This is a genomic window from Marinobacter sp. DUT-3 (assembly GCF_050379435.1).
Taxonomy (GTDB): domain Bacteria; phylum Pseudomonadota; class Gammaproteobacteria; order Pseudomonadales; family Oleiphilaceae; genus Marinobacter.
On the sequence record NZ_JBNRMG010000016.1, the window covers coordinates 18,225 to 44,231 of the forward strand.

Sequence of the window (26,007 nt, forward strand, 5' to 3'; positions counted from 1 at the left end):
GTGTCTTGAATGCTGGCTCAATAAAGTTTCAGTGCCAGGGTGCCCAGCCGTTCACCAAAGCTCTGGCAAACGGTTTTTTCATGGCTTGTCAGTGGCTGCTGCTCGCCAGTGCCCGCCCAGTGAGAAGGGCCATAGGGCGTCCCTCCGGACGAGGTTTCATTCAGCGCTGACTCTGAATAGGGCACGCCACACAACACCATGCCATGGTGCAACAGGGGCAGCATCATGCTGAGCAGGGTGGTTTCCTGGCCGCCGTGCAGACTGCCGGTGGAGGTAAACGCTCCGGCGGGCCTGCCAGACAGGGTGCCGTTCAGCCACAGATCCCCGGTGTTGTCCAGAAAGTGCTTGAGCGGCGCCGCCATGTTGCCGAAACGGGTCGGGCTGCCAATGGCCAGGCCGGCGCAATGAGCAAGGTCGTCCTTGCTGGCGTAGGGGGCGCCGCTGTCGGGAACCGGTGGCAGGGTTGACTCGGTATCCGGAGACACCGGTGGCACCGTGCGAATGCGAACGTCCACACCGTTCACCCGCGATACACCGCGGCCAATCTGGGTGGCCATTTCGGCGGTCTGACCGGTTCGGCTATAGTAGAGCACCAGTACGTATGGGGTGTCAGACGACATCAACAGGCTCCGGTCAGAGAATGGCCAGTACGTTTTCCGGCGGACGACCCAGAGCGACCTTGTCGCCACGGATCACGATAGGGCGTTCAATCAGTTTGGGATTGGCCACCATGGCACTGACCAATGCATCACGATCCAGTTCCGGGCTATCCAGGCCAAGTTCCCGGTACTCCTTTTCCTTGGTGCGCATCAGCTGGCGGGGTTCACAACCGAGCACATCCAGAATGTGTATGAGTTCCTGCTCTGTCGGTGGGGTTTCAAGGTAGCGTATAATCTCCGGCTCGATACCGCGATCGGTAAGCAGTTCAAGAGTTTGTCTGGATTTTGAGCAGCGGGGGTTGTGGAAAATACGGGTCGGTTCTGTCATCTTCTGGCCTGAGTTTTAAATGGCTTTCCTGAATTTCGGATGCCCCGTAGTCTAACAGGAGGACTCCCCGTGCAGTACCCTGCAAGGTCTCGTTGTCGAACTCTCTTTTCACCTCTGGTCGTGGTGATCTCGCTGTTGACACTGTCTGGTTGTGGGAAGGTGGCGTTCGAGCAGGCACAAGGTGAGCCTGTCGACTGGGACAGTCTTCGGGGGCAGTGGGTCCTGGTGAATTATTGGGCCGAGTGGTGCAAGCCTTGCCTGGAAGAAATACCCGAATTGAATAAGCTGGACCGCAGTAGCCGTATTACTGTGCTGGGCGTGAATTTTGACGGCATCAAGGGGCAGGCGCTGGTCGATCTGGGCGAAACCATGGGTATCCGCTATACCATGCTGGCGGAAGATCCGGGCCCTGAGTTTGGCTGGAAAACCCCGGTGGGATTGCCTGCTACCTTTGTGGTGAATCCTGAGGGTGAGCTGCGCGAGACCCGTTTCGGACCCGTGACGGAAGCAGAAGTGATAGAACTGACGGGCGGCTGATATCGCCCGCAACTGGAATTCAACAGCAGGAATAGCCTGACGTTATGGCGCAAACCTTTGTACACCTCCGCGTACACTCCGAATACTCCATGGTGGATGGACTGGTGCGGGTCAAGCCGCTGGTCAGCCGGGTTGCGGAGCTCGGCATGCCGGCCGTGGGCCTCACCGATCAGTCGAACATGTGCGCGCTTGTGCGCTTTTACAAGGCCGCCACCGGAGCGGGCGTCAAGCCCATTATTGGTGCCGATCTGTGGCTGGAGAATCCTGAGGAGCCGGAAAACCCCTTCCGTCTGACGCTGCTGGCCCGTAACAATGACGGTTACCTTCACCTGACTGAAATCATCAGTCAGGGCTACACGGAAGGCCAGCGTTTTGGTAAGCCCATCATTCAGCGGGCGTGGCTGGAAGCCCGTTCAGCAGGCCTGATCGCCCTGTCGGGGGGCAAGCTCGGTGATGTGGGCAGGGCGTTGCTGGCGGGTAAGCCGGAGCTGGCCCGGGAACGGGCCGAATACTGGATGAATCTCTATCCGGATGCCTATTACCTGGAGCTTCAGCGCACCGGCCGCGCTGGCGATGAAGACTGCCTGCACCTGAACGTCGAGCTGGCGGAATCCCTGGCGATTCCGGTGGTGGCCACTAACGATGTTCATTTTCTGGAGACCGAAGATTTCGAGGCCCATGAAGCCAGGGTGTGTATTGGCGAAAGCCGGACTCTGGATGATCCCCGCCGTGACCGCCGGTTCAGTGATCAGCAGTTCCTCCGCAGTGCGGAAGAGATGATCGAGCTGTTCGAGGACATTCCCGAAGCGGTTGAGAACACCGTCGAGATTGCCCGCCGCTGCTCGGTCAAGGTTCGCATGGGCGAATACTTTCTGCCCAACTACCCGATCCCCGACGGGATGACCATGGACGAATACTTCCGCAAGGTGTCGGAAGACGGCCTGGAAGAACGCCTGGCCAAAACCCTGAGCAAAGACGATCCCGAATACGACACCAAGCGCGAAGCCTATTACACGCGTCTCAACTTTGAGCTGGATATCATCATCCAGATGGGGTTCCCCGGGTACTTCCTCATCGTAATGGACTTTATCAAATGGGCGAAGAACAACGGCGTGCCGGTGGGCCCTGGCCGGGGTTCCGGCGCCGGCTCCCTGGTAGCCTACGCGCAGCTGATCACAGATCTGGACCCGCTGGAATACGACCTGCTGTTTGAGCGCTTCCTGAACCCGGAACGGGTATCCATGCCCGACTTCGACGTCGACTTCTGTATGGAAGGCCGGGACCGGGTGATTGCCTACGTGGCCGAGAAATATGGCCGTGAGGCGGTATCCCAGATCATCACGTTCGGTACCATGGCCGCCAAGGCGGTGGTGCGGGACGTGGCCCGTGTGCAGGGCAAGTCCTACGGCCTGGCGGACAAACTGTCCAAGATGATTCCGTTTGAGCCGGGGATGACCCTGGAGAAGGCTCTTGAGCAGGAACCTCAGCTGACCGATTTCCTCGAGCAGGATGAGGAAGCCCAGGAAATCTGGGATATGGCCCTGAAACTGGAAGGTGTGTGCCGGAATGCTGGTAAGCACGCCGGGGGCGTGGTCATCGCGCCCACCAAGATTACCGACTTCTCGCCGCTGTATTGCGATGACGAAGGCGGCAGCCTGGTCACCCAGTTCGACAAGGGCGACGTGGAAGACGCCGGTCTGGTGAAGTTCGACTTTCTGGGTTTGCGGACCCTGACGATCATCGACTGGGCCCTGAAAATGGTCAATCCACGTCGGGAAAAGCGTGGATTGCCACCGCTGGATATCAACGAGATTCCGCTGGACGACGTGCCGTCTTTCGACATGCTGAAGAAAGCGGAAACCACGGCGGTGTTCCAGCTGGAATCCCGTGGTATGAAAGACCTGATCCGGCGACTGCAGCCGGATTCCCTGGAGGATATGATCGCCCTGGTGGCGCTGTTCCGTCCGGGCCCGCTGCAGTCGGGGATGGTGGATGACTTTATCGACCGTAAGCATGGCCGGCAGCCGGTCTCGTTTCCTCACCCGGATTACCAGTACGATGGCCTGAAACCGGTACTGGAGCCCACCTATGGGGTTATCCTGTACCAGGAGCAGGTCATGCAGATCGCCCAGGTGATGGCTGGGTACAGTCTCGGTAACGCCGACATGTTGCGTCGGGCCATGGGTAAGAAAAAACCCGAGGAGATGGCCAAGCAGAAACAGTTCTTTCTTGACGGCTGCGAAAAGAATGGCATCGACAAGGTCCTGGCGGAGAACATCTTCGACCTGGTGGAAAAGTTCGCCGGTTACGGCTTTAACAAATCGCACTCCGCCGCCTATGCCCTGGTGTCCTATCAGACGCTGTGGCTGAAGGCCCATTACCCGGCCGAATTCATGGCCGCGGTACTCACTGCCGATATGCAGAACACCGACAAGGTCGTAACGCTGGTGGAAGAGTGCCGGAACATGAAGCTGGACCTTCTGGTGCCGGACGTCAGCCGCTCGGAATATACCTTTACCGTTAACGACGACGGCCAGATCGTTTATGGTCTCGGCGCCATCAAGGGGCTGGGGGAAGGGCCGATCCAGAGTATTGTGGAAGGCCGGGCCGATGGCGAGCCCTATCAGGATATCTTCGATTTCTGTCGCCGGGTGGACCCGAAGAAAGTCAACAAGCGGGCCATGGAAGCGCTGATCCGCTCCGGTGCCATGGACAAAATGGGGGCCGGCCGGGCACAGCTCATGGCCAGCATCGACAAGGCGGTGCAACAGGCGGGGCAGCAGTCCCGTAACGACGCCGTGGGCATGATGGACATGTTTGGGGAAACCCTGGAAGCGGGCGGCGACACCGATCCCTACGAAGACGTGGCTCATGTCCGGGAATGGCCGGAGAAAGAGCGGCTGAAGGGGGAGAAGGACACCCTGGGTCTGTACCTGACCGGGCACCCGTTCGATGAATACGAGAAGGAGGTGCGTCGGTTTGTGCGTTCGTCCATCTCTGACCTCAAGCCCAACAAGTCACCCCAGCGGGTGGCCGGGCTCGTGGTTGCCCAGCGCACCATGAAAACCCGTACCGGCTCCACCATGTGTTTTATAACCCTGGATGATCGCAGTGCCCGCATCGAAGCCACGCTGTTTTCGGAAGCGTTCTTCGAGAACCGTGAGTTGTTGCAATCGGACCAGGTGATCGTGGTGGAAGGTCAGGTCAGCCACGATGATTATTCCGGGCAAATGAAAATGCGGGTTAATTCCGTCATGGACGTCGGAACCGCGCGCCAGCAATTCAGCCGCGGGCTGAAATTGTCGCTGCATGCCGACCAGTTGCAAAACGGGCTGCTGGACAAACTGGGTAACACCCTTGACCCCTTCCGCTGCGAAGGTAGTCCGGTGTGGATCGAGTACAGTAGCGCGGAAGCGAGAACACGCATTGAGTTGGGAGAAGCCTGGAGGATCCAGCCAGATGACGACCTGTTGCTGGAGTTACGCTACCTTGTGGGCGACCAGTCCGTGGAACTGGTCTATGATTGAGGGATGCAGCAGGTTTAACGTTAAATGTTTGTCAGACTGCGGACTCATACCAATGTCCGCTTTAGCCTCGGAGCGGGCACTGCTATCTTTGTCCAAAATTCTGGTTTGACGGGATAAATTTCCGTCCTGCAATCAAATGATGGAACATCATGAACCCTAACTATCTTGATTTCGAACAGCCTATTGCCGACCTGGAAGCGAAGATCGAAGAGCTTCGCATGGTGGGTAACGACACCGACATCAACATCTCCGATGAAATCAATCGGCTGAAAAGCAAAAGCGTCAGCCTGACGGAGAGCATCTTTTCCGATCTGCAGCCTTGGGACGTGGCACGTCTGGCGCGTCATCCACGCCGGCCTTATACGCTCGACTACATCGAAATGATCTTCGATGATTTTGACGAGCTGCACGGCGACCGTCGGTATGCGGATGACCTCTCAATTGTTGGTGGGACAGCCCGCCTGGATGACAAGCCGGTGATGATTATCGGTCATCAGAAGGGCCGGGAAGTGCGTGACAAGGTCAAGCGTAACTTCGGCATGCCGCGTCCGGAAGGGTATCGCAAGGCGCTGCGTCTGATGGAAATGGCCGAACGTTTCCGCATGCCGATCCTCACCTTCATTGATACGCCAGGGGCTTATCCCGGTATCGGCGCCGAGGAGCGGGGCCAGAGCGAGGCAATCGCGTTTAACCTGGCGGTGATGTCGCGTCTTAAAACGCCAATCATTTCCACGGTGATCGGCGAGGGCGGCTCCGGTGGTGCGCTGGCCATTGGTGTGTGTGATCAGTTGAACATGTTGCAGTACTCAACCTACGCCGTGATCTCCCCGGAAGGCTGTGCGTCCATTCTGTGGAAGAGCGCCGAGTACGCAGCCCAGGCAGCGGAAGCCATGGGTGTGACGGCGGATCGCCTGAAACACCTGGGGCTGGCTGACAATGTCATCAACGAGCCACTGGGCGGCGCTCACCGAAATCCCGAGAAGATGTCCGAGTCGCTCCGTGAGACCCTGCGGAAAGGGGTTGCCGAGCTGAGCCGTCTTCCCGTCGATGAGTTGGTATCCCGCCGTTACGAGCGGCTGACCCGATATGACACCGGGCGGTAAATCCGCCCCGGACTTTTCCTGGCCGGCGGAATTGTGCGAGTCGGTCAGGCGCCTTCCCGATGCCTCCTGTGTGTGGGTTGCCCTTAGCGGCGGGCTCGATTCGGTATTTCTTCTTCATCTCGTCTCCCGATGTCTGGGCAGTGATCGGGCGATCGCAGCGATTCACGTCAATCATCAGCTCCAGTCCAACGCTGAAGAGACCGAACGATTCTGCAGGAACCAGTGTCAAAGCCTGGCGATTCCTCTGACCGTCAGGCGTGTCACCGTCGAGGCCAGCGCCACCGAAGAGTCGACGACCGGTGGTGTCGAGGAAGCCGCGCGCCGAGCCCGTTATGATGTGTTCGAAAGCATTCTGGAGCCTGGTCAGTTGTTGCTGATGGCGCACCATGGTGACGATCAGGCCGAAACCGTGTTGTTCCGCCTGCTGCGGGGCAGCGGCGTGGCTGGCCTTGCGGGTATGCCGTCCAGCCGGGCTCTTGGCCACGGGGAGCTGCATCGGCCGCTCCTGGCCTACAGTCGCCAGCAGATTCAGGACTGGATGCATCAGGCAGGCCTGATCTGGGTGGAAGACCCCAGCAATACCGACCTTAAATACGATCGTAACTTCCTGCGCCATTCGGTCATGCCACTGCTCAAATCCCGCTGGCCATCACTGATCAAGCGGCTTGGGCACAGCGCCTCGGCCTGCCATGATCAGGGCGAGCTGGCGGCGTCCCTGGCCCAGATTCATTACGCTTCGGTGGCGGGGGGTGAGGGGCGACTGCGGGTCACCCAGATGCTTGGTCTCAGTCTTGCGGAGCAGAAAAACCTTGTGCACTGGTGGGTCACCCGGTCAGGTTACCGGTATCCGGCGGTGGCAAACTGGCAACAGGTATTGGATGAGTTGTTACTGTCCGCAGCAGACAGGGAGCCCGAGTTCCGTGGTGAAGGATTTTCACTGCGCCGTTTCCATGGCTGGATCTACCTGGTGCCCGATCAGCCCGGGGACCTGCCGGTGCCGCAGTCCCTGGCGCCCGGGCATCCGGTTCAGGTCGGTGCCTGGCGGTTCACTCTGAGTGCGACCGTTACCCCAGATAATGCTCCTCCGCCAATACGAATATCTACGAGGCAGGGTGGCGAGCGCATACGGACCCGTCCTGATGGGCCCTCGAAACCGCTTAAGAAATGGTTGCAGGAACAGAAGGTGCCACCCTGGGAAAGAGCGCGGATCCCCTTGGTTTTCGAGGGCCAGGAAGACGGTGAGGAACTGGTCGCCGTTGGCGACCTGTGGCTTTCCGGTAAATACTGTGGGGAGGCCCCAGCCGCAGGCTGGCGCATTGTTGTGGAGCGGGAATTTGATTGAGTAAGGTGGGGGTTTCTGGTAGTCTGGCGTCCCATCTTGAGATGACAATCTCCCTCTCTTCACCGAACCAGACAATCATGGAATCTGCATGACGCGTTATATTTTCGTCACCGGCGGTGTCGTGTCCTCCTTGGGGAAAGGTATCGCATCCGCTTCACTGGCTGCGATCCTCGAGGCACGCGGCCTGAAGGTCACTATCCTCAAGCTGGACCCGTACATCAACGTGGATCCCGGTACCATGAGCCCGTTTCAGCACGGTGAAGTATTTGTCACCGAAGATGGCGCGGAAACCGACCTCGACCTGGGACACTACGAGCGATTCATTCGTAGCCGCATGAGTCGTCGCAACAACTTCACCACCGGCCGTGTGTACGAAGAGGTGATTCGCAAGGAGCGTCGCGGAGACTATCTGGGCGGCACCGTGCAGGTCATCCCCCATATCACCGACGAAATCAAGCGTCGTGTGGTGGAGGGGGCCGCCGGTTCCGACGTAGCGCTGATCGAAATCGGCGGTACCGTGGGTGATATCGAATCGCTGCCGTTCCTGGAAGCCTGCCGTCAGTTGAAGGTGGAAGTGGGCCCCCAGCGGGCATTGTTCATGCACCTGACGCTGGTGCCTTACATTGCCACAGCCGGCGAGATCAAGACCAAGCCGACCCAGCACTCCGTGAAGGAAATGCGCTCCATCGGTCTGCAGCCGGATATCCTGCTGTGCCGCTCGGAGCATGAGGTCGATGCCAGCTCCCGCCGCAAGATTGCCCTGTTCACCAACGTGGAGGAGCGGGCGGTCATCCCTCTGCAGGACGCCAAGTCCATCTATGCCATTCCACGAATGCTGTATGAACATGGTCTCGATCAATTAGTGATCGAACGCTTCAGCCTGGATGCACGGGCCGCTGACCTGAGTGAGTGGGACGCGGTTGTGGAATCCCTGATGAATCCGGAAGACGAAGTGACCATTGCCATGGTGGGCAAATACATGGAGCTTCTGGATGCCTACAAGTCGCTGATCGAGTCCTTGCTGCACGCCGGTATCAAGACCCGTACCAAGGTGAAGATCAACTACATCGATTCCGAGGACATCGAGCGTGACGGTACCGGAGCGCTCGACAGTGCCGACGCCATCCTGGTGCCGGGCGGCTTTGGTGAGCGCGGCGTGGAAGGCAAGATTCGCACGGTACAGTATGCCCGCGAAAACAAGGTGCCGTATCTGGGTATCTGCCTTGGCATGCAGGTAGCGGTTATCGAATATGCGCGCAACGTGGCCAACCTGAAGGACGCTCACAGCACAGAGTTCCGCCAGCACACACCGGAACCGGTAGTTGGCCTGATTACCGAATGGCTGGATGCCAGCGGTGAGCGTGAGGAACGCACCGAGGAATCCGACCTGGGCGGTACCATGCGCCTCGGCGCACAGGACTGCGTGCTGACCGAAGGCTCCACCATTGCCAACTGCTACGGCAAGAAAACCATCCGTGAGCGTCATCGCCATCGTTACGAAGTGAACAACCATTTCCTGCCAAATCTGGAAGGCGCCGGATTGAAGGTGTCCGGTCGCTCGACCGATGGCCGTCTGGTGGAAGTTGTCGAGGCTCCGGATCATCCCTGGTTCGTGGCGTGCCAATTCCACCCGGAATTCACGTCAACACCCCGTGACGGGCATCCCCTGTTCAAGGGCTTTGTCCAGGCGGCACTGGCCCACAAGAAGGAATCCTGAGCATGGCGCAGAGCACGGTCAACGTCTCCGGAATTGAGGTCGCCAACGACAAACCGTTCGTGCTGTTTGGCGGCATGAATGTGCTGGAATCTCCCGAGCTGGCCATGGAAGTGGCCGAGGCATACGTGGAGGCCACCGGCAAGCTGGGCATTCCGTATGTCTTCAAGGCTTCCTTCGACAAGGCAAACCGTTCTTCCGTGAACTCTTTCCGTGGCCCTGGCCTGGACAAAGGGTTGCAGATACTGGCAGACATCAAGAGCAAATTCGGTGTCCCCATTATTTCCGATGTCCATGAGCCAGCGCAGGCAGCGCCAGCGGCAGAGGTGTGCGACATCATCCAGCTGCCCGCTTTCCTGAGCCGCCAGACCGATCTGGTGGTCGCCATGGCCAGAACCGGCGCCGTGATCAACATCAAGAAAGCCCAGTTCCTGGCGCCCCAGGAAATGAAACACATCATCACCAAGTGCGAAGAAGCCGGTAACGACAAGGTCATCCTGTGCGAGCGGGGCAGCAGCTTCGGTTACAACAACCTGGTGGTCGACATGCTCGGCTTCGGCATCATGAAGTCCATGAATGTGCCGGTGATGTTTGATGTGACGCACTCACTGCAAATGCCCGGTGGTCGCGCGGATTCCGCTGGCGGTCGCCGTGCCCAGGTAACCGATCTCGCGCTTGCGGGTATGTCCCAGGGCCTGGCCGGCCTGTTTCTGGAGGCTCATCCGGACCCGGATAATGCCAAATGCGACGGCCCTTGCGCCTTGCGTCTGAGCCAGTTGGAGCCATTCCTTCAGCGGGTCAAGGCCGTGGATGATCTCGTTAAGAGTTTTAAACCTATCGACACCGCCTGAAGGGCGGTTTCTGTTTTTGTATTGCTCGGGGGGAGCGAGCAGTCATACCCCGACTGCTCTTGATCGAACTATAAATCATAACCTTCTAGACATTGAAAATACGGAGATTCGGACGAATGACAAAAATTGCCAACATCAAAGGCCGTGAAGTACTGGATTCCCGCGGGAACCCCACGGTTGAAGCGGATGTGATTCTTGAAGACGGCACCATTGGCAGTGCCTGTGCGCCCTCCGGTGCGTCCACCGGTTCCCGTGAAGCCCTGGAGCTTCGGGACAAGGACGCAAACCGCTATCTGGGTAAAGGCGTGCTGAAGGCCGTTGAGGCGGTAAACACCAAAATCCGTGAAGCCCTGGTCGGCAAGGACGCAGCTGATCAGCGTGCCCTGGACAATGTAATGCTGGAACTGGATGGCACCGAAAACAAGGCCAATCTGGGCGCCAATGCGATTCTGGCGGTTTCCCTGGCTGCGGCCAAGGCGGCAGCCACGTCTCTGGGCAAGCCGCTGTACGCGCACATTGCGGACCTGAACGGCACGTCCGGCAAGTACTCCATGCCGGTGCCGATGATGAACATCCTCAACGGTGGCGAACACGCCGACAACAACGTTGATATCCAGGAGTTCATGGTTCAGCCGGTGGCGGCCAAGAGCTTTGCGGAAGCCCTGCGTATTGGTGCCGAAATCTTCCACAGCCTGAAGAAGGTGCTGAAGGCCCAGGGCCTGAACACTGCAGTGGGTGACGAGGGTGGTTTCGCTCCGAACCTGCCGTCCAACGAAGCAGCGCTGGCGGTAATTCAGGAAGCGGTCGAGAAGGCCGGTTACAAGCTGGGTTCTGATGTGACCCTGGCTCTGGACTGTGCGTCTTCCGAGTTCTACAAGGATGGTCAGTACCAGTTGTCCGGTGAAGGCAAGAGCTTCGATTCCGAAGGTTTCGCGGATTATCTGGCAGGCCTGAGCGAGCGTTACCCGATCGTCTCTATCGAAGACGGCATGGACGAGAGCGACTGGGACGGCTGGAAAGTGCTGACCGACAAGCTGGGCAGCAAGGTTCAGCTGGTGGGTGATGACCTGTTCGTAACCAACACCAAAATCCTCAAGCAGGGTATCGACAAGGGCGTTGGTAACTCCATCCTGATCAAGTTCAACCAGATCGGTAGCCTGAGCGAAACCCTCGACGCCATCAAAATGGCTCAGGACGCAGGCTTCACGGCAGTGATCTCCCACCGTTCCGGTGAAACCGAGGACACCACCATTGCCGACCTGGCGGTGGCCACCTGCGCCGGCCAGATCAAGACCGGTTCCCTGTGCCGCTCGGATCGCGTTGCCAAGTACAACCAGTTGCTGCGCATCGAGGAAGCCCTGGACGGTAAGGCGCCTTACCGTGGCCTGACCGAAATCAAGGGTCAGGGCTGAGGTCTGACGGAGTCATTTTTTACCTGTATTAATGCTCAATCCAGGTAACAAAATGTTAAGGCCATCGTGATCTGGATGAACATTCAGTCACGATGGCCTTTTTACACAACCATTTAGAAGAATTTGTTGTTAATCTACTCTAAGGTCTATACTCAGCACTCGGTGTTGGTTTTTTGTTCGGCTTTTATTAAACGGAATTAGCAATGAAGTTGCTCTGGTCCATCATGGCTGTGCTGATACTCCTGCTGCAGGTGCGCCTGTGGATCGGGGAGGGCAGCTTCGCGCAGGTATGGGCCCTGCAGCAATCCATTTTCGAGCAGCGGGAAGAGAACGCCGAATTGTCCGCCCGCAACGAACGCCTATACGCTGAAGTCCGTAACCTGCATAACGAGCAGGGTGCGGTGGAAGAGCGTGCGAGGATGAATCTGGGGCTTATCCGTGACGATGAAACCTTCTTCCTGGTTGTTGAAAACTGATACAAGCCGATGACGAATCCACGATTCTGGCTGATCGTGCCTGCCGCCGGTATTGGCCAGCGCATGCAGGCCGAGTGCCCCAAGCAGTACCTCAGGATTGATCGTCGTTATATCCTCGATATCACCCTGTCACGTACCCTCGATTCTGCTCCGTTTGATGGTTGCATGGTCGCCCTCCATCCGGACGACTGCTGGTGGCCGGACACCGAGGCCAGTGGCGATTCCCGGATTCAAACCTGCCGTGGTGGCTCCGAACGGGCAGACTCGGTTCTTTCGGCTCTTCGTGCGCTGACACCTCATGCGGGTGCGGATGACTGGGTGCTGGTCCACGATGCTGCCCGTCCATGCCTCCACCGGGACGATCTGACCCGGTTGATAACTTCGCTGCAGAACCATGATGTCGGCGGCCTGCTGGCCTCTCCCGTTGCCGATACTCTGAAAAGGGGGAGCAACGCCACCCCTCCGGAAGCCTTGGAGACAGTGGATCGGAGTTCCCTGTGGCGAGCCCTCACTCCCCAAATGTTCCGGTACGCCAAACTGGTTAATGCCCTCGAGCAGGCCCTGGAAAATGGTCAGCCTGTGACGGATGAATCCTCTGCCATGGAATTTTCAGGTAACATGCCGGTATTGGTGGAAGGGCGCCCGGACAATATCAAAGTGACTGTCCCGGCGGATCTCGCCCTGGCGGGTTTTATCCTCAGCCAGCTCTGAATTTGCCTGCACGGTTTCGGGAAAGTCTATATGCGTATTGGTCAGGGCTTTGATGTCCATGCCTTCTGTGAAGGCAGTTATGTCACTCTCGGTGGTGTCCGGATTCCCCATAATCACGGCCTGAAAGCCCATTCTGATGGCGATGTGCTGCTGCACGCGCTGGCGGATGCGCTTCTGGGGGCGGTGGCACTCGGTGATATCGGGCATTTATTTCCCGATACCAGTGATGAGTGGGCCGGAGCCGACAGCCGGGATCTGCTGCGTCGTGTCATGGCCCGGGTGGCCGAGGAAGGGTTTTCGGTCGTGAATGTGGATGCGACTCTCATTGCCCAGGCCCCCAAAATGGCTCCCCACGTTGAGGCCATGCGCCTGAATATTTCGGAAGATCTGGCCATCCCGGCCAGCCGGGTCAGCGTGAAAGCCACCACCACCGAAAAGCTCGGCTTTACCGGGCGTGGTGAGGGTATTGCCTGCCAGGCTATTTGCCTGTTGGAGCCGGCGTCCTCATGAGTGATCAACCTGTAAACACCGGCAACTGGACACTGGATTGGCCCACGTCGCGAGGGGGCCGGATTGCGCGGGCACAACTGAAACACATGCCGGAGGATTTCAGGGTTTTCGAGGACCTGGGGTTGCCCGGATTTCCCGCTGAAGGCCCGCCAGGAGATGACGCCACCGGTGGCGAGCATCTCTGTCTGCTGCTGGAAAAGACCGGCGACAATACCGAATATGTCGCGCGCCAGCTGGCGTTGTTGTCCGGGTGCCGCCATTTCGATGTGGGGTTTTGCGGCCTGAAAGACCGCCACGCCGTAACCCGGCAATGGTTCAGCATCTATCGCCCGGGTATGGAGCTCGATGATGATGCCTTCATTGCGCAGGTGGTGGAGCGCTGGCCGGTTCTTGCGTGGACGCGCTCTGCCCGTAAACTTCGCCGGGGAGATCACCGGGGAAACCACTTTGAGATAACCCTTCGCCGGGTGACTGGCACTACAAATGACATTGACGAAGCTTTGTCTGAGCTGACTGTGTCGGGCGCCCCCAACTATTTTGGTCCCCAGCGATTCGGCCATGGTGGTGCCAACCTCGACCGTGCCCTCACCATCGATCCGTCGAAACTTAACCGGGGTGGCCGGAAGGGCGGTAAAAAAAGGGGCGGCAGGCATTCAGGCTCTGGCAGTCAGGACAGTAAAAACGTATTGTACTTTTCTGCTGCCCGGTCATGGCTGTTCAATGAGGTTCTTGGCCGTCGGGTCGAGGCTGGCAACTGGAGGCAGCTTCTGGACGGAGAACCCGGTTTGGGCCCGGACCTGGAACTGGTTCCGACCGGTCCCTTGTGGGGAGATGGCGGTACCGAAGCGGTATCGGAGCAGGGGGCTCTGGAGCGTGAAGTTGTTGCCGGAAACCCCGGGCTGGAAGGGTTGTTTTCAGCCACGCGGATGAAGCCGGAGCGTCGTCCCCTGATTGCCAGGCCGGAACAGCTGCGCTGGCAATGGCTGGCGGAGGACATGCTGCGGATCGGTTTCTGGCTCGCGCCGGGGCAATACGCAACCACCATCCTGGCAGACATCTTTGAATTGTATGAAGGGGCAAAAGACCCCGATCAATAAAATGTCCGGGCGGACAACCTGTTATCAGGTGTGATGATCCGGAACATAAAGGCTAGCGGAGAAAATTGTGCGCATACTGTTATCCAATGATGACGGTGTTCATTCACCGGGGCTTCAGGCTCTCCACGAAGGCCTGGAAGGCATCGGAGAGCTGGAGGTGGTTGCTCCCGACCGGGATCACAGCGGAGCCAGCAATGCCCTGACGCTGAACCGACCGCTGACGGTAGAGCAGCATCCGAACGGTTTCAGGTCTGTGGACGGAACGCCGACGGACTGCGTTCACCTGGCGGTGAATGGTTTGTTCAGTGAGCCATTCGATCGGGTTGTTTCGGGCATTAATACCCATGCCAACCTGGGCGATGACATCATCTATTCCGGTACCGTCGCGGCAGCGACTGAGGGCCGGAACCTCGGCCTGCCCGCCATAGCGGTATCTCTCGTCAATAACGGACACTTCCATTATGAAACCGCGGCCCGGGTGGTGCGGGTTCTCCTGGAGGGCAGGAAAGCACTGGCCCTGGGGCCGAGATGTATCCTCAACGTGAATGTGCCGGATGTGCCCTGGGAGGATATCGCGGGATTCCGAGTAACACGCCTGGGGCATCGTGACCGGGCCGAAGGCGCTGTTCCGATGACGTGTCCCCGTGGCAAAGAGCGGTACTGGATTGGCGCCGCCGGTCAGGGTAGCGATGCCGGACCGGGGACCGATTTTCATGCCGTTCGTGAAAACTTCGTCTCGATTACCCCCGTTCATGTGGACATGACCCGACACGAAGCGTTGTCTTCGCTCCGGGAGTGGGTTGATGACGTAACTTCCGGGGAGGCGCACTAATGGTCGCAGAGCTCCAGGGTATAGGAATGACCTCCCGCAGAACCCGCATGCGCCTGATTCAGCGTCTGAGGGACGCAGGCATTGAGGACCAGCGTGTACTGGATGTGATGGCCGAGGTACCGCGCCATATTTTTCTGGACGAGGCCCTGTCACACCGGGCTTATGAGGATACCTCCCTGCCGATCGGTTACAGCCAGACACTTTCCCAGCCGTACATTGTCGCCAGGATGACCGAGATCCTGATGCAGCATGCGCCGTCCCGCGTGCTGGAACTTGGCACTGGTTCAGGCTATCAGACCGCTATCCTGTCGCGGCTGGTGGATGAAGTGTTCAGCGTGGAGCGAATCAAGCCACTACAGGACCGGGCGCGGGACAGGCTGCGCCAGCTGGGCATGCGAAATGTCGTGCTCAAGCACGCCGATGGCGGCATGGGATGGCCTGACCGCGGGCCATTTGATGGCATTATGCTGACAGCCGCGCCAAAGGAAATTCCGCCGGAATTGCGCGCCCAGCTCGCCGATGGTGGTGTCGTTGTAGCGCCCGTTGGAGAAGTGAATCAGAACCTGGTGAAAATGGTGCGTTACGGAGACAGCTTTGAAACCACTGAAATCGAAGCGGTTAATTTTGTGCCATTGTTGGGCGGGGTGGTCCGTTGACGGATAGCTCGCGCCAGCATCACCCCTTTGCCGTTTTTCTCCGTGGTATGGCAATGGGGGCGGCAGACATAGTCCCTGGCGTTTCCGGCGGTACTATTGCGTTCATTTCGGGTATCTACTTCCGACTGCTGGAGGCTATTAATGCCGTCCCGGGAGCTGTTATAGGGTATCTGTTTCGTGGCGACCTGAAAGGATTCTGGGGCCGGTGTGACGGCACGTTCCTGATCAGCCTGCTGGTCGGTATCCTGGTCAGTATTGCGACACTGGCCTCCATTATCAGCTACGGTCTGGAAACCTACCCGGTCCTGATCTGGAGCTTCTTTTTCGGACTGATCGTGGCGTCAGTCTGGCATGTTGGGCGTCAGGTGCGTGAACTTTCTCCGGTCCTGTTGGGGCCGCTGCTGGCGGGTATCGCTTTTGCCTGGTGGGTGACCACGCTGCCGGCGGGGCAGGTGGATCCCTCTGGTCTGGTTTTCCTTGGCGCCGGTGCGCTGGCAATATGCGCCATGATCCTGCCGGGTATTTCCGGCAGCTTCATACTGGTTATTATCGGTATGTATGCGCCGGTACTGGATGCCATTCGTAATCTGGAAGCGGGTTTCCTGATGCTGTTTGCGTCCGGTTGCCTGATCGGGTTGTTGTCTGTTGCTCGATTGATCACCTGGGCATTTCACCGGTTTCATGATCCGGTGCTGGCGTTGCTGACGGGGTTTATGATCGGTGCGCTTAACAAGGTGTGGCCCTGGAAGGAAACGGTGAGCTGGCGCACCAACAGCTCGGGCGAGCTGGTTCCACTCAATGAGGTCAGCGTAACCCCCGGCTACTACGCTGAGCTGACCGGTCTGGATTCCCAATGGCCGGTGGCGCTAAGCGTGGCTATCCTCGGCTTTGCCATGGTGCTGTTGGTTGAATGGCTGGGAAGTCGCACCAGGCCATAGGGTTCGCAGGTGTTACTTTGGGGCAATAAGAATGTTTCGAGCAGTAACAAATGTGGCCGTGTAGTAACTTGGATTTGGTTATAAAATGTGCAATATATTAGCAAGTTACTCCAAGAACTTTAGAAACTGCCGTATTTTTAATACGGATTGCTTATAACGGGGCTATTTTTATACCTGTGAGATGTTTACCTGGGTCCCCCAAGACCGATTGTGCAGCATCCCTGCGGTTCCCCTCCGGTACCCGGGTATCCTTATGGCTACAAAAGCCAGCCCCGTCTCTTTCCTGGCTCCCCCTGCTACTGCTCCTTCTCTGTGTGCCCCCGCTGATCAGCGGCTGTAACACCCATGCGATCTATCAGGATGATCGCTATAACCCTCCGGTGTACTGGGGGCGGCATGTGGTCAAGCCCGGAGAAACCCTTTACAGCATAGCCTGGCGGTATGGCCGGGATTACCGGGAACTGGGGAATGCAAATGGTATAAGTGAGCCGTGGCACCTGAAAGCCGGTCAGGTATTGCGCCTGGATCTTCGCGGAACTGTCACATCTTCGGTGGAGAATAAGAGGCGTACCAAGCCATCGACGGCAAAGCCGCCGTCAAGGCAGGCGAGCAAGGCGCCGGCCCCGAAGCCTGAGCCCAGGCCGAAGGTTTCCAGGGCCCCGGACCGAAAGTCGCCGCTGAACAGTCAGACCCAGACGGTGTCGAATGTCAATTGGCGCTGGCCACACGTTGGCACCGTAATTGCAGGCTATTCAACATCCGGTAAAGTCAATAAAGGTGTTGATATTGCAGGAAAACCGGGAGATCCTGTTAGAGCTTCCGCAGGCGGTAACGTTGTCTACGCCGGAAGCGGATTGCTTGGATACGGCAATCTGGTTATTGTGAATCATAATGAGCACTATTTAAGTGCTTACGCTCACAACCGGAAGATTCTGGTGCGGGAAGGGGAGGATGTAAAAGCCGGGCAGGTAATTGCAGAGCTCGGAAGTAGCGGTTCGGATCGACCCAAATTGCATTTCGAGATTCGAAAAAATGGCAATCCGGTGGATCCGATGCATTATTTGCCGCCACGCTGACCGAGAAAAGCCAGCCAGACACAGAAGACGTCCCGGCACTGACAAGAAAGCCGACAGCAAAGAATAAAAATAATGGTTACGTTTGTAGCCAGCCAACAACTAAATGTCCTGAACAAGAACGCGAACGCAGCAGGAGCTCACAATAAAAAGAATTCGTGAGCGAATAACCAGGATTATTGAGAGGCGGGGCAAGAGTTATGTCAGCAGAGCAAGAAGATCTCATCATCGATCGTGTGAGCGATATTGAAGACGCCGAAGATCAGATTTTGGCGGAAGACAAGGTCGACAAGAGCACTTCTGACACCGAAGTGGCAGAAGTCGAAGAAGGTATCCCGGCCCAGGGCCGATACTTCACCAGCCAGAAACAGCTCGACGCGACCCAGCTATACCTGAACGAAATTGGTTTTTCCCCACTGCTTACCCCCGAAGAAGAAGTGTATTTTGCCAGACTGGCCCGCAAGGGCGAGGAATCCGGTCGTAAGCGTATGATCGAGAGCAACCTGCGGCTGGTCGTGAAGATCGCCCGCAGGTATGTCAACAGGGGGTTGACGCTGCTTGATCTGATTGAGGAAGGAAACCTTGGTCTGATCCGTGCGGTGGAAAAGTTTGATCCGGAGCGTGGATTCCGGTTCTCCACCTACGCAACCTGGTGGATTCGCCAGACCATAGAGCGGGCGATCATGAACCAGACCCGCACCATCCGCCTGCCGATTCATGTCGTCAAGGAACTGAATCTGTACCTGCGAGCCGCCCGTGAGTTGACCCAGAAGCTGGATCACGAGCCCTCAGCGGATGAAATCGCCCGCATGGTCGACAAGCCGGTGAATGATGTAAAGCGGATGCTCGGGCTCAATGAGCGCGTGGCTTCCATGGACACCCCGATCGGCGCTGGTGGCGAGAAATCCCTGCTGGATACCGTGGCGGATGAGGGGGCCTCGGATCCCGCCGATCTTCTGCAGGACAATAACATGTGCTCCTGTGTCGAGAAGTGGATCGACCAGTTGAGTGACAAACAACAGGAAGTGCTTTCCCGCCGTTTTGGTCTGCGTGGTTATCCGGTCAGCACCCTCGAGGAAGTTGGCCAGGAAATCGGGCTGACCCGCGAGCGGGTACGCCAGATTCAGGTCGAGGCTCTGCGTCGTCTCCGGGAGATCCTTGAAAAGGAAGGTCTGTCAGGTTCCCTGTTGTTCATGTAAGCATTAGAGTCCTGTCATCCTCGAAAGCCGGCCATGGAAAATGGCCGGCTTTTCTGTTTCAGTAGGCGCCCAAATGAGAACCACGTTGCGCAATCGTCGTTATTCCCCCTGTTAGAATGTTTTTCCCGGGCAGGGATAGGCTGTCGAAACCCGGTATAAAAACTACAACGACTCAATAATAACGACTGAAAAGGAAAGGATGATGAAGAAGGCTCTATCAACAGGTTTTGTGTCACTGGCACTGTCTGCCGCGTTGTCGGCTCCGGTGTCCGCCCTTACCGTGGAAGGTGTGGATGTCCCGGACACCTATTCCGCCATGGACACCGAACTCAAGCTCAACGGTGCCGGTACCCGTTCAAAATGGTTTATGGACCTGTATGTGGGTGGTCTGTACGTGCCGGAAACCATTGATGATGGTGTGGCGGTGATTAATGCCGACGAACCCCAGGCAATCACTTTGCACATCATTTCCGGCATGATCACCAGTGATCGCATGACCGAAGCCACCCTCGAAGGTTTCGACAGTGCGACCGATGGGGATATGTCGGCGATCCAGGACGATGTGGACCGGTTCATGTCAGTCTTTGAAGAAGAGATCACCGAGGGCGACGTATTCGATCTTGTCTACCTTCCGTCTGAAGGTGTACGTGTCCTCAAGAATGGTGAGGTCCGGGATACCGTGGGTGATCTGGAATTCAAAAAGGCCCTGTTCGGTATCTGGCTGTCCGACACGCCTGCCCAGAAAGACCTGAAAGCCAGGATGCTGGGCCAGCGGTAAGTCGCCCAGCCATTACCAGCCGCCGGGCAATCTGTGCCGGCGGCTGCCTGCCATTGTGATCATCGGGCTCTATGTCTGACTACTGATAGTCCCGCTTCTGTTTGAACTCACACAGGTCCTCAATGAGACAGGCGCCGCATTTGGGCTTTTTGGCGGTGCAGGTGTAACGGCCGTGAAGAATCAGCCAGTGGTGGGCGTCCAGAAGAAATTCTTTTGGCACCAGGCGCATCAGGCGCTTTTCCACTTCCAGTACGTTTTTTCCGGGCGCAATTCCGGTGCGGTTGGACACCCTGAAAATGTGGGTATCTACCGCCATGGCCGGCTGCCCAAAGGCCGTGTTAAGCACCACATTAGCCGTTTTCCGGCCAACGCCCGGCAGGGCTTCCAGATCCTCACGATTATCGGGTACCTCGCCCCCGTGTTTTTCCAGCAGTATCCGGCAGGTCTTGATGACATTCTCCGCCTTGCTGTTAAACAGGCCGATGGTCTTGATGTATTCCTTCAGACCATCCACACCCAGGGCCAGGATGGCGGCCGGCGTGTTGGCAACCGGAAACAGCTTGTCCGTGGCCTTGTTGACTCCGACATCGGTCGCCTGGGCCGACAGGGTGACGGCGACCAGCAACTCAAATGGCGTTGAGTAGTTCAGTTCAGTTGTGGGATTGGGGTTGTTGTCCCGCAGGCGAGTGAATATTTCAGTGCGTTTTTCCCGATTCATTTCAAGAAACCTGTCCTGTAACCCGAACCCGCTTGCTGCCAGTGTTGACCGGATCGGTCACTCCGGCGCTGCGGCGCTCCTTGATCTGGTTGTCGATGCCGTTCTTCAGTGCGATCAATAGCCCCAGCCCCACGAACGCACCTGGCGGCAGTACCATGAACAGCATGTCCGGGTAATTTTCCAGCGGGCGAATGCCCCAGTCCGCGGCCATGGGGCCAAGCAGCAGATCCATGCCGGTAAACAGGGTGCCCTGACCAATGAGCTCGCGCATGGCGCCGAGCACAACCAGCACCGCAAGGAATCCCAGTCCCATCATCACGCCGTCGAGAAGGGCCGGTACCGGTCCGTTCTTGGAAGCGAACGCATCCGCCCGCCCCAGAATGGCGCAGTTGGTGACGATCAGCGGGATGAAAATGCCGAGGATCTGATACAGCTCATAGGTGAAAGCCTGCATCAGTAGCTCGGCACAGGTGACGAAGGAGGCGATGATCATCACAAACGCGGGCAGGCGCACGGATTCGCTCACAAAATTCCGGATCAGTGACACGGCCAGGTTGGACCCCATCAATACCATAAGGGTCGCCAGTCCCAGTCCGATGGCGTTAACCACGGTGCTGGTGACCGCCAGCAATGGGCACAGGCCGAGTACCTGGACCAGGGCAGGGTTGTTGGTCCAGAGGCCCTCACGAATGATTTCCGGGTTGCTCTTGGTTGCCATGATCAGGAGTGCTCCGTGTCTTGATGTTCGCCAGCGACAGTGTCCGGATTGATGGGGTTGCTGCGCCTTTCCGGAGGCTCATTGAGAATATCCCGCACTTCCTCCCGGTTCTGGCGAAAGTATACCAGGGTCCGCTGAACCGCTTTGACCACGGCCCTTGGGGTAATGGTAGCCCCGGTAAACTGGTCAAAGACACCGCCGTTCTTTTTTACGTTCCAGCGGTCGGGGGCCGGATCGCCGAGGCTACGACCGTCAAACGAATAAATCCAGTCGGATTTCTTGGTTTCAATTCCGTCGCCGAGCCCGGGGGTTTCCCGGTGGCTGGTTACCCGCACGCCGAGAACATTGCCCTGAAGGTCGATGCCCACCAGCAGGCGGATGTTCCCGGAATAGCCATCCGGCGCCACTGCGGGAAGGATCAGTCCAACAGGCCGCTCACCCTTGCGCGCTACCCAGGCGGTTATGGGGTCAGGCTGGGCCAGGCGATCACTTGCCGGCAGTTGCACGGTGTCCCTGAGCAGATCGTTGTCGTGATGGCTCTCGGGAATAATCTCGAACAGGGCCTGGGCTTCGGCGCGGGCGGCCTGTTCGGCGATGCGATCGGCGGTCATAACCTGGGTGACGGCAATGGTGCCGCCGGTGATGACCGCGAACAGGCCAAGACCAATGGCGCTGCGACGGACGGACTGTGCAATAGCGGCCATAAGTTACCCCTGAGTCTTGCCGGGAACGCCGCGCCGGGCCTTATGGTGACCATAAGTGCGGGGCGGCGTGTAGTGATCGATAAAGGGCACGGCGAAATTCATCAACAGTACGCTGAATGCAACCGCGTCCGGGTAATTGCCCCAGCTGCGGATAACGTATATCAGCACCCCGATACCGGCCCCGTATATGAGCTTGCCCTGATGGCTGGTGGCGGCGGAGACCGGATCGGTGGCAATAAAGAAGGCGCCGAGCATGGTCCCACCGGCCAGCAAGTGCAGGGAAACCGGTGCGTACTGGTCGGGATTACTGCCAAAGGCGAGGCTCATCACGGCAATGGCGGCCAACATGCTGACGGGAATGTGCCAGGTAATGATCTTGAGGCCGATCAGAACCAGGCCGCCCAGCAGGAAAGCCGCGTTCACCCACTCCCAGCCGTGGGCGATGCCGTCGCCAAAGGTGGGGTGTGCCAGTACTTCCGCGGCCGTGTGGGTGGCTATCTTGTGCTTGTACTCATCCAGCGGTGTGGCCATGGTGTAGCCATCCACAACGGCCTGCTGACCGGATGCCAGCAGGTTGAGGGTTTCGCCAAACCCGGGTGCGGACTCCCAGAGCAGGCCGGGCTGGGCCCAGTTGGTCGTCATCGCCACGGGAAAGGAAATCAGCACCAGTGCATAACCGACCATGGCCGGGTTGAAGGGGTTGGAACCAAGCCCGCCATAGAGCTGCTTGGCCATGACAATGGCTGATATCACGGCGATGGCCGAGACCCACAGCGGAACGAACTGGGGCAGCGACAGCCCCAGCAGCAGGCCAGTCACGGCGGCGGTGTTGTCCCTGAGAAAAAACGCCAGCGGCTTTCTGCGAAGCGACAGCATGGCGGCTTCCGCAGCCAGGGCGACGGCAACACACCACACCACATTGATCAGGTTACCCCAGCCGAAGAAGATCGTCTGCGCCAGCAAGCCTGGCACGGCGGCCAGAATCACCCAGAGCATGAGCCGGGAAGTCGACCGGGCTTTACGGGCATGGGGAGAAGACTGTTGTACTAATGCCATGAAGACTTGGCCCTGATGTCCGTTATTCGGTGGATTGGGTCGCCGGGGTGGTGTCCACACCGGCCTCAGCCAGGGCTTCTTCTGCCCGTTTTACCCGTTCGTGATTCTTGGCAACCGCGCGCTCGAGCTTGTCGACGTTGTCCGCTTGCTGTGCCTTGGCGTCATCCAGCATTGACTGCATGGTCTCCAGCTTGGACTTCGCCTGGGTCAGCTGTTTTTCCAGGGCGGGAATATCGGGTGCCGATGCCGTGTTCTCCGCGCCGGTAGCCTGCGGTTCGGACGCAGCTGGCGTGCCGGCTTTCTTGCGAGCCAGCGCCTCCTGCACCAGAGCCGCCTTGGCGGCCTTTTCATCGACGGCTTCGCCTTTGGCAGCGGCTTGTTCCGCTTCCTCTTTCTTCTTTGCCTGGGCTTCCGCTGCGGCTTTGGCGCGTTCCTTGCGGCGCAGTTCCTTCTCCTGTTGTTCCCGTTCCAGCCGGGCCTGACGTGCCTCGAAACGCTCCCGGGCGCGATCCGCTTTTACTTGCTCTGCCTGCTGAATGCGAATTTCGCCCTTGGCAAACCGGTAGTACTGCACCAGGGGAATGGAGCTGGGGCAGACATAGGAACAGGCTCCGCATTCAATGCAGTCGAACAGGTTCAGGTGTTCCGCCTTCTCGAATTCGCCGGCCTTGGCATGCCAGAACAACTGTTGCGGTAGCAGCTCCATGGGGCAGGCTTCGGCGCACTGGCCGCAACGGATGCAGGGTTGTTCCGGTTCAGGCTCGGGCAGTTCCTGCGCGCTGGCGGCAATCACGCAGTTGCTGGTCTTGACCACCGGTATGTCGGGGGTATGCAACGTATACCCCATCATCGGGCCGCCGAGAACCAGCCGATTCAGTTGGGCTTCCCGCAATCCGGCCTGGCTCAGCAGATAATGGATGGGGGTGCCCAGAAGCGCTTCGAAGTTTCCGGGCCCGGAAACCGCTTCGCCGGTAATGGTGACCACGCGCCGGATTAGTGGTTCGCCCTCCAGAATGGCCCGGGCCACGGCAATGGCGGTGCCGACGTTCTGGCACATAACGCCAATGTCTGCCGGGATGCCGCCACTGGGCACCTCCATGCCGGTGAGGATCTGGATCAGCTGTTTTTCGCCGCCGGACGGGTACTTGGTCGGCACCACGACGACTTCGATCTGAGTGCCTTCGGCCGCCGTTTTCATCGCTGCGATCGCTTCCGGCTTGTTGTCCTCAATGGCGATGACGCAGCGTTCCGGGCGCAGGATCCAGGCCATGATCTTCAGACCGGCAATGATCTCATCCGCCCGTTCGCGCATGGTCATATCATCGGCGGTGATGTACGGCTCGCACTCGGCGCCATTGAGGATCAGGGTACCAACCTTGCGATCCTTGGGCGGCCTGAGTTTGATGTTGGTCGGGAAGCCCGCACCACCCATGCCCGAGATGCCGGCATTGCGGATGGTTTCCAGAACCTCCTCGCGGTCCAGGTTGCGATAATCCGGCAGCGGGTGGCGCTGGCACCATTGGTCCTCGCCGTCGGGTATGAGGGTAATGCACCAGTCGTCCATGCCGGAGGGATGGGGTACCGGCAGGCGGGCGATGGACTCAATGGTTCCGGAAGTCGGTGCGTGAATGGGCACGCCCATGCCGCCGGACACTTCTGCAATTCGCTGGCCTTTCAGTACGCGGTCGCCAACCGCAACCATCGCCTCTGCGGGAACGCCGATGTGTTGCTGCAGTGGCAATACCAGCCGTTGCGGAATGCCGGCCTGGCGGATGGCGCGCCCCGTTGACTGATGCTTGTTCTCTGCCGGGTGAATACCGCCGGCGAAATCCCAGAGTTGTGTCATCAGGCGCTGGCCCCCTGGCGATCAGTGGCAATGATGTCCGTCTTTGGCGGATTCCAGGTCCAGGCGCGGATGTCTGGTTCGATAGTGACCATGTCGATGCAGTCGACCGGGCAGGGATCCACGCACAGGTCACAGCCGGTGCATTCGCTTTCGATGACCGTATGCATGTGCTTGGCGGAACCCAGAATGGCGTCGACAGGGCAGGCCTGGATGCACTTGGTACAGCCAATGCACTCATCCTCACGAATGACCGCCACCCGCTTCTCCTGCTCGATACCATGCTCGGCGTCCAGGGGCTCGGGTTCCACATCCAGTAGGTCGGCCAGGGATTTGATCGTACCTTCACCGCCCGGAGGGCATTTGTTGATGGGGCCGCCCTCGGCAATGGATTCCGCATAGGGGCGGCAACCGGGGTAGCCGCACTGGCCACACTGGGTTTGCGGCAGCAGGGAATCGATTTGTTCCACCAGGGGATTGCCTTCAACCCGGAAGCGCTCAGCGGCGTAACCCAGCAGCCCGCCAAACACCACGGCCAGGGCTAACAGAACAACAACGGCGATGAGGATGCTTGTCCACATAAATCGATACCCCTAAACCTTACCCGGTCAAACGCCGACCAGGCCGGTGAAGCCCAGGAACGCCAATGACATCAGTCCTGCGGTCACCATGCCAATGGCGGCGCCGCGGAAGGCCACGGGCACATCGGCAACGGCGATACGCTCACGCATGGCGGCAAACAGCACGAGAACCAGCGAGAATCCGGCGGCCGCACCAAAACCATACAGGACAGATTCCACGAAGTTGTTGTTCTTGTTCAGGTTCAGCAACGCCACGCCGAGCACCGCGCAGTTGGTGGTGATCAGCGGCAGGAAAATGCCCAGCACCCGATAGAGCAGGGGGCTGGTCTTGCGCACCACCATTTCGGTGAACTGAACCACCACCGCAATCACCAGAATAAACGTGATGGTCTTCAGGAACGCCAGATCCAGGGGCTCCAGCAGGTAGGTGTAGGCCAGATAACTGCACACCGAAGCAAGGGTCAGCACAAAGGTCGTCGCCAGAGACATGCCCATGGCGGTTTCCAGCTTGCCGGACACCCCCATGAACGGGCACAGCCCCAGGAACTGAACCAGCACAAAGTTGTTCACCAGAATGGTGCTGACCAGAATCAGCAAATACTCGGTCATTCGCCTTGCTCCATCACACTGCGTTTACGCAGGTG

General features: G+C 58.4%; 26 protein-coding genes. 17 read left to right on the forward strand and 9 right to left on the reverse strand.

The window, feature by feature from the left end:
- Positions 1-17: 17 nt before the first annotated feature.
- Positions 18-620: an NAD(P)H:quinone oxidoreductase gene (gene wrbA / locus ACQUWM_RS17685; RefSeq protein WP_428922991.1), complete on the reverse strand. Its 603-nt coding sequence runs from the start codon at positions 618-620 to the stop codon at positions 18-20.
- Between the two features lie 13 nt (positions 621-633).
- Positions 634-987, reverse strand: a complete 354-nt coding sequence (arsC, locus tag ACQUWM_RS17690; protein ID WP_407000982.1) for an arsenate reductase (glutaredoxin) — start codon at positions 985-987, stop codon at positions 634-636.
- 135 nt (positions 988-1,122) lie between these two features.
- Here arsC and ACQUWM_RS17695 point away from each other — a divergent pair, with 135 nt between their 5' ends.
- From ACQUWM_RS17695 to ACQUWM_RS17775, 17 genes are all read left to right on the forward strand, one after another.
- Positions 1,123-1,524: a TlpA family protein disulfide reductase gene (locus ACQUWM_RS17695; RefSeq protein ID WP_428922992.1), complete on the forward strand. Its 402-nt coding sequence runs from the start codon at positions 1,123-1,125 to the stop codon at positions 1,522-1,524.
- A gap of 44 nt (positions 1,525-1,568) precedes the next feature.
- Entirely contained in the window at positions 1,569-5,051 is a 3,483-nt protein-coding gene (gene dnaE / locus ACQUWM_RS17700; protein WP_428922993.1) for a DNA polymerase III subunit alpha, read from the forward strand.
- A gap of 149 nt (positions 5,052-5,200) precedes the next feature.
- Complete coding sequence (accA, locus tag ACQUWM_RS17705) at positions 5,201-6,154, forward strand: acetyl-CoA carboxylase carboxyl transferase subunit alpha (RefSeq protein WP_407000979.1); 954 nt, start codon at positions 5,201-5,203, stop codon at positions 6,152-6,154.
- Positions 6,138-7,496: a tRNA lysidine(34) synthetase TilS gene (gene tilS, locus ACQUWM_RS17710; RefSeq protein ID WP_428922994.1), complete on the forward strand. Its 1,359-nt coding sequence runs from the start codon at positions 6,138-6,140 to the stop codon at positions 7,494-7,496. Before accA ends, tilS begins: the two co-directional genes overlap by 17 nt.
- A gap of 88 nt (positions 7,497-7,584) precedes the next feature.
- Entirely contained in the window at positions 7,585-9,213 is a 1,629-nt protein-coding gene (locus ACQUWM_RS17715) for a CTP synthase (protein WP_407000977.1), read from the forward strand.
- Positions 9,214-9,215: 2 nt separating this feature from the next.
- Positions 9,216-10,061 (forward strand): 3-deoxy-8-phosphooctulonate synthase, encoded by an 846-nt coding sequence (gene kdsA / locus ACQUWM_RS17720; RefSeq protein WP_407000976.1) that lies wholly within the window; start codon positions 9,216-9,218, stop codon positions 10,059-10,061.
- Between the two features lie 116 nt (positions 10,062-10,177).
- Positions 10,178-11,473, forward strand: coding sequence for a phosphopyruvate hydratase (eno, locus tag ACQUWM_RS17725; RefSeq protein ID WP_428922995.1), 1,296 nt, complete (start codon positions 10,178-10,180; stop codon positions 11,471-11,473).
- A 203-nt stretch (positions 11,474-11,676) separates the two neighbouring features.
- A complete protein-coding gene (locus ACQUWM_RS17730; protein WP_428922996.1) occupies positions 11,677-11,949 on the forward strand; it encodes a septum formation initiator family protein in 273 nt (90 codons plus the stop codon).
- Between the two features lie 9 nt (positions 11,950-11,958).
- Positions 11,959-12,660 carry a 2-C-methyl-D-erythritol 4-phosphate cytidylyltransferase gene (gene ispD / locus ACQUWM_RS17735; protein ID WP_428922997.1) on the forward strand — a complete coding sequence of 234 codons (702 nt, stop codon included), beginning with the start codon at positions 11,959-11,961 and terminating at the stop codon, positions 12,658-12,660.
- 30 nt (positions 12,661-12,690) lie between these two features.
- A complete protein-coding gene (gene ispF, locus ACQUWM_RS17740; RefSeq protein ID WP_407000972.1) occupies positions 12,691-13,170 on the forward strand; it encodes a 2-C-methyl-D-erythritol 2,4-cyclodiphosphate synthase in 480 nt (159 codons plus the stop codon).
- Positions 13,167-14,267 carry a tRNA pseudouridine(13) synthase TruD gene (truD, locus tag ACQUWM_RS17745; protein ID WP_428922998.1) on the forward strand — a complete coding sequence of 367 codons (1,101 nt, stop codon included), beginning with the start codon at positions 13,167-13,169 and terminating at the stop codon, positions 14,265-14,267. Before ispF ends, truD begins: the two co-directional genes overlap by 4 nt.
- A 67-nt stretch (positions 14,268-14,334) precedes the next feature.
- The gene (surE, locus tag ACQUWM_RS17750; RefSeq protein ID WP_428922999.1) at positions 14,335-15,099 is read left to right on the forward strand and encodes a 5'/3'-nucleotidase SurE; all 765 of its coding nucleotides are present in this window, start codon (positions 14,335-14,337) and stop codon (positions 15,097-15,099) included.
- Positions 15,099-15,755: a protein-L-isoaspartate(D-aspartate) O-methyltransferase gene (locus ACQUWM_RS17755; RefSeq protein ID WP_428923000.1), complete on the forward strand. Its 657-nt coding sequence runs from the start codon at positions 15,099-15,101 to the stop codon at positions 15,753-15,755. Before surE ends, ACQUWM_RS17755 begins: the two co-directional genes overlap by 1 nt.
- A gap of 47 nt (positions 15,756-15,802) precedes the next feature.
- The gene (locus ACQUWM_RS17760; RefSeq protein ID WP_428923024.1) at positions 15,803-16,693 is read left to right on the forward strand and encodes a DUF368 domain-containing protein; all 891 of its coding nucleotides are present in this window, start codon (positions 15,803-15,805) and stop codon (positions 16,691-16,693) included.
- Positions 16,694-16,986: 293 nt separating this feature from the next.
- Positions 16,987-17,769 (forward strand): peptidoglycan DD-metalloendopeptidase family protein, encoded by a 783-nt coding sequence (locus ACQUWM_RS17765; RefSeq protein WP_428923025.1) that lies wholly within the window; start codon positions 16,987-16,989, stop codon positions 17,767-17,769.
- Positions 17,770-17,966: 197 nt separating this feature from the next.
- A complete protein-coding gene (gene rpoS, locus ACQUWM_RS17770; RefSeq protein WP_407000967.1) occupies positions 17,967-18,965 on the forward strand; it encodes an RNA polymerase sigma factor RpoS in 999 nt (332 codons plus the stop codon).
- Between the two features lie 202 nt (positions 18,966-19,167).
- Entirely contained in the window at positions 19,168-19,743 is a 576-nt protein-coding gene (locus ACQUWM_RS17775) for a chalcone isomerase family protein (RefSeq protein WP_407000966.1), read from the forward strand.
- Between the two features lie 79 nt (positions 19,744-19,822).
- On the opposite strand, the gene nth is transcribed toward ACQUWM_RS17775, so the two are convergent.
- The 7 genes from nth to rsxA are packed head-to-tail and all read right to left on the reverse strand — an operon-like array spanning position 19,823 to position 25,972.
- Entirely contained in the window at positions 19,823-20,461 is a 639-nt protein-coding gene (gene nth / locus ACQUWM_RS17780) for an endonuclease III (protein WP_428923001.1), read from the reverse strand.
- A 1-nt stretch (position 20,462) separates the two neighbouring features.
- Positions 20,463-21,179 (reverse strand): electron transport complex subunit E, encoded by a 717-nt coding sequence (locus tag ACQUWM_RS17785; protein ID WP_406985370.1) that lies wholly within the window; start codon positions 21,177-21,179, stop codon positions 20,463-20,465.
- A 2-nt stretch (positions 21,180-21,181) separates the two neighbouring features.
- Positions 21,182-21,883 (reverse strand): electron transport complex subunit RsxG, encoded by a 702-nt coding sequence (gene rsxG / locus ACQUWM_RS17790; RefSeq protein WP_428923002.1) that lies wholly within the window; start codon positions 21,881-21,883, stop codon positions 21,182-21,184.
- A 3-nt stretch (positions 21,884-21,886) separates the two neighbouring features.
- On the reverse strand, positions 21,887-22,939 hold the full coding sequence (gene rsxD, locus ACQUWM_RS17795) for an electron transport complex subunit RsxD (protein WP_407000963.1): 1,053 nt from the start codon (positions 22,937-22,939) through the stop codon (positions 21,887-21,889).
- A gap of 22 nt (positions 22,940-22,961) precedes the next feature.
- The gene (rsxC, locus tag ACQUWM_RS17800; RefSeq protein ID WP_428923003.1) at positions 22,962-24,785 is read right to left on the reverse strand and encodes an electron transport complex subunit RsxC; all 1,824 of its coding nucleotides are present in this window, start codon (positions 24,783-24,785) and stop codon (positions 22,962-22,964) included.
- Positions 24,785-25,363: an electron transport complex subunit RsxB gene (rsxB, locus tag ACQUWM_RS17805; RefSeq protein ID WP_407000961.1), complete on the reverse strand. Its 579-nt coding sequence runs from the start codon at positions 25,361-25,363 to the stop codon at positions 24,785-24,787. The genes rsxC and rsxB overlap by 1 nt, the downstream gene beginning before the upstream one ends.
- 27 nt (positions 25,364-25,390) lie before the next feature.
- On the reverse strand, positions 25,391-25,972 hold the full coding sequence (gene rsxA / locus ACQUWM_RS17810) for an electron transport complex subunit RsxA (protein WP_127331834.1): 582 nt from the start codon (positions 25,970-25,972) through the stop codon (positions 25,391-25,393).
- Positions 25,973-26,007: the final 35 nt, after the last annotated feature.

Excerpts from the sequence above, each read along its gene's own strand:
- wrbA (WP_428922991.1), bottom strand. The coding sequence starts at position 620 with ATGTCGTCTGACACCCCATACGTACTGGTGCTCTACTATAGCCGAACC.
- arsC (WP_407000982.1), bottom strand. The coding sequence starts at position 987 with ATGACAGAACCGACCCGTATTTTCCACAACCCCCGCTGCTCAAAATCC.
- dnaE (WP_428922993.1), top strand. The coding sequence starts at position 1,569 with ATGGCGCAAACCTTTGTACACCTCCGCGTACACTCCGAATACTCCATG.
- accA (WP_407000979.1), top strand. The coding sequence starts at position 5,201 with ATGAACCCTAACTATCTTGATTTCGAACAGCCTATTGCCGACCTGGAA.
- tilS (WP_428922994.1), top strand. The coding sequence starts at position 6,138 with ATGACACCGGGCGGTAAATCCGCCCCGGACTTTTCCTGGCCGGCGGAA.
- ACQUWM_RS17715 (WP_407000977.1), top strand. The coding sequence starts at position 7,585 with ATGACGCGTTATATTTTCGTCACCGGCGGTGTCGTGTCCTCCTTGGGG.
- kdsA (WP_407000976.1), top strand. The coding sequence starts at position 9,216 with ATGGCGCAGAGCACGGTCAACGTCTCCGGAATTGAGGTCGCCAACGAC.
- eno (WP_428922995.1), top strand. The coding sequence starts at position 10,178 with ATGACAAAAATTGCCAACATCAAAGGCCGTGAAGTACTGGATTCCCGC.
- ACQUWM_RS17730 (WP_428922996.1), top strand. The coding sequence starts at position 11,677 with ATGAAGTTGCTCTGGTCCATCATGGCTGTGCTGATACTCCTGCTGCAG.
- ispD (WP_428922997.1), top strand. The coding sequence starts at position 11,959 with ATGACGAATCCACGATTCTGGCTGATCGTGCCTGCCGCCGGTATTGGC.
- ispF (WP_407000972.1), top strand. The coding sequence starts at position 12,691 with ATGCGTATTGGTCAGGGCTTTGATGTCCATGCCTTCTGTGAAGGCAGT.
- truD (WP_428922998.1), top strand. The coding sequence starts at position 13,167 with ATGAGTGATCAACCTGTAAACACCGGCAACTGGACACTGGATTGGCCC.
- ACQUWM_RS17755 (WP_428923000.1), top strand. The coding sequence starts at position 15,099 with ATGGTCGCAGAGCTCCAGGGTATAGGAATGACCTCCCGCAGAACCCGC.
- ACQUWM_RS17760 (WP_428923024.1), top strand. The coding sequence starts at position 15,803 with ATGGCAATGGGGGCGGCAGACATAGTCCCTGGCGTTTCCGGCGGTACT.
- rpoS (WP_407000967.1), top strand. The coding sequence starts at position 17,967 with ATGTCAGCAGAGCAAGAAGATCTCATCATCGATCGTGTGAGCGATATT.
- ACQUWM_RS17775 (WP_407000966.1), top strand. The coding sequence starts at position 19,168 with ATGAAGAAGGCTCTATCAACAGGTTTTGTGTCACTGGCACTGTCTGCC.
- nth (WP_428923001.1), bottom strand. The coding sequence starts at position 20,461 with ATGAATCGGGAAAAACGCACTGAAATATTCACTCGCCTGCGGGACAAC.
- ACQUWM_RS17785 (WP_406985370.1), bottom strand. The coding sequence starts at position 21,179 with ATGGCAACCAAGAGCAACCCGGAAATCATTCGTGAGGGCCTCTGGACC.
- rsxG (WP_428923002.1), bottom strand. The coding sequence starts at position 21,883 with ATGGCCGCTATTGCACAGTCCGTCCGTCGCAGCGCCATTGGTCTTGGC.
- rsxD (WP_407000963.1), bottom strand. The coding sequence starts at position 22,939 with ATGGCATTAGTACAACAGTCTTCTCCCCATGCCCGTAAAGCCCGGTCG.
- rsxC (WP_428923003.1), bottom strand. The coding sequence starts at position 24,785 with ATGACACAACTCTGGGATTTCGCCGGCGGTATTCACCCGGCAGAGAAC.
- rsxB (WP_407000961.1), bottom strand. The coding sequence starts at position 25,363 with ATGTGGACAAGCATCCTCATCGCCGTTGTTGTTCTGTTAGCCCTGGCC.
- rsxA (WP_127331834.1), bottom strand. The coding sequence starts at position 25,972 with ATGACCGAGTATTTGCTGATTCTGGTCAGCACCATTCTGGTGAACAAC.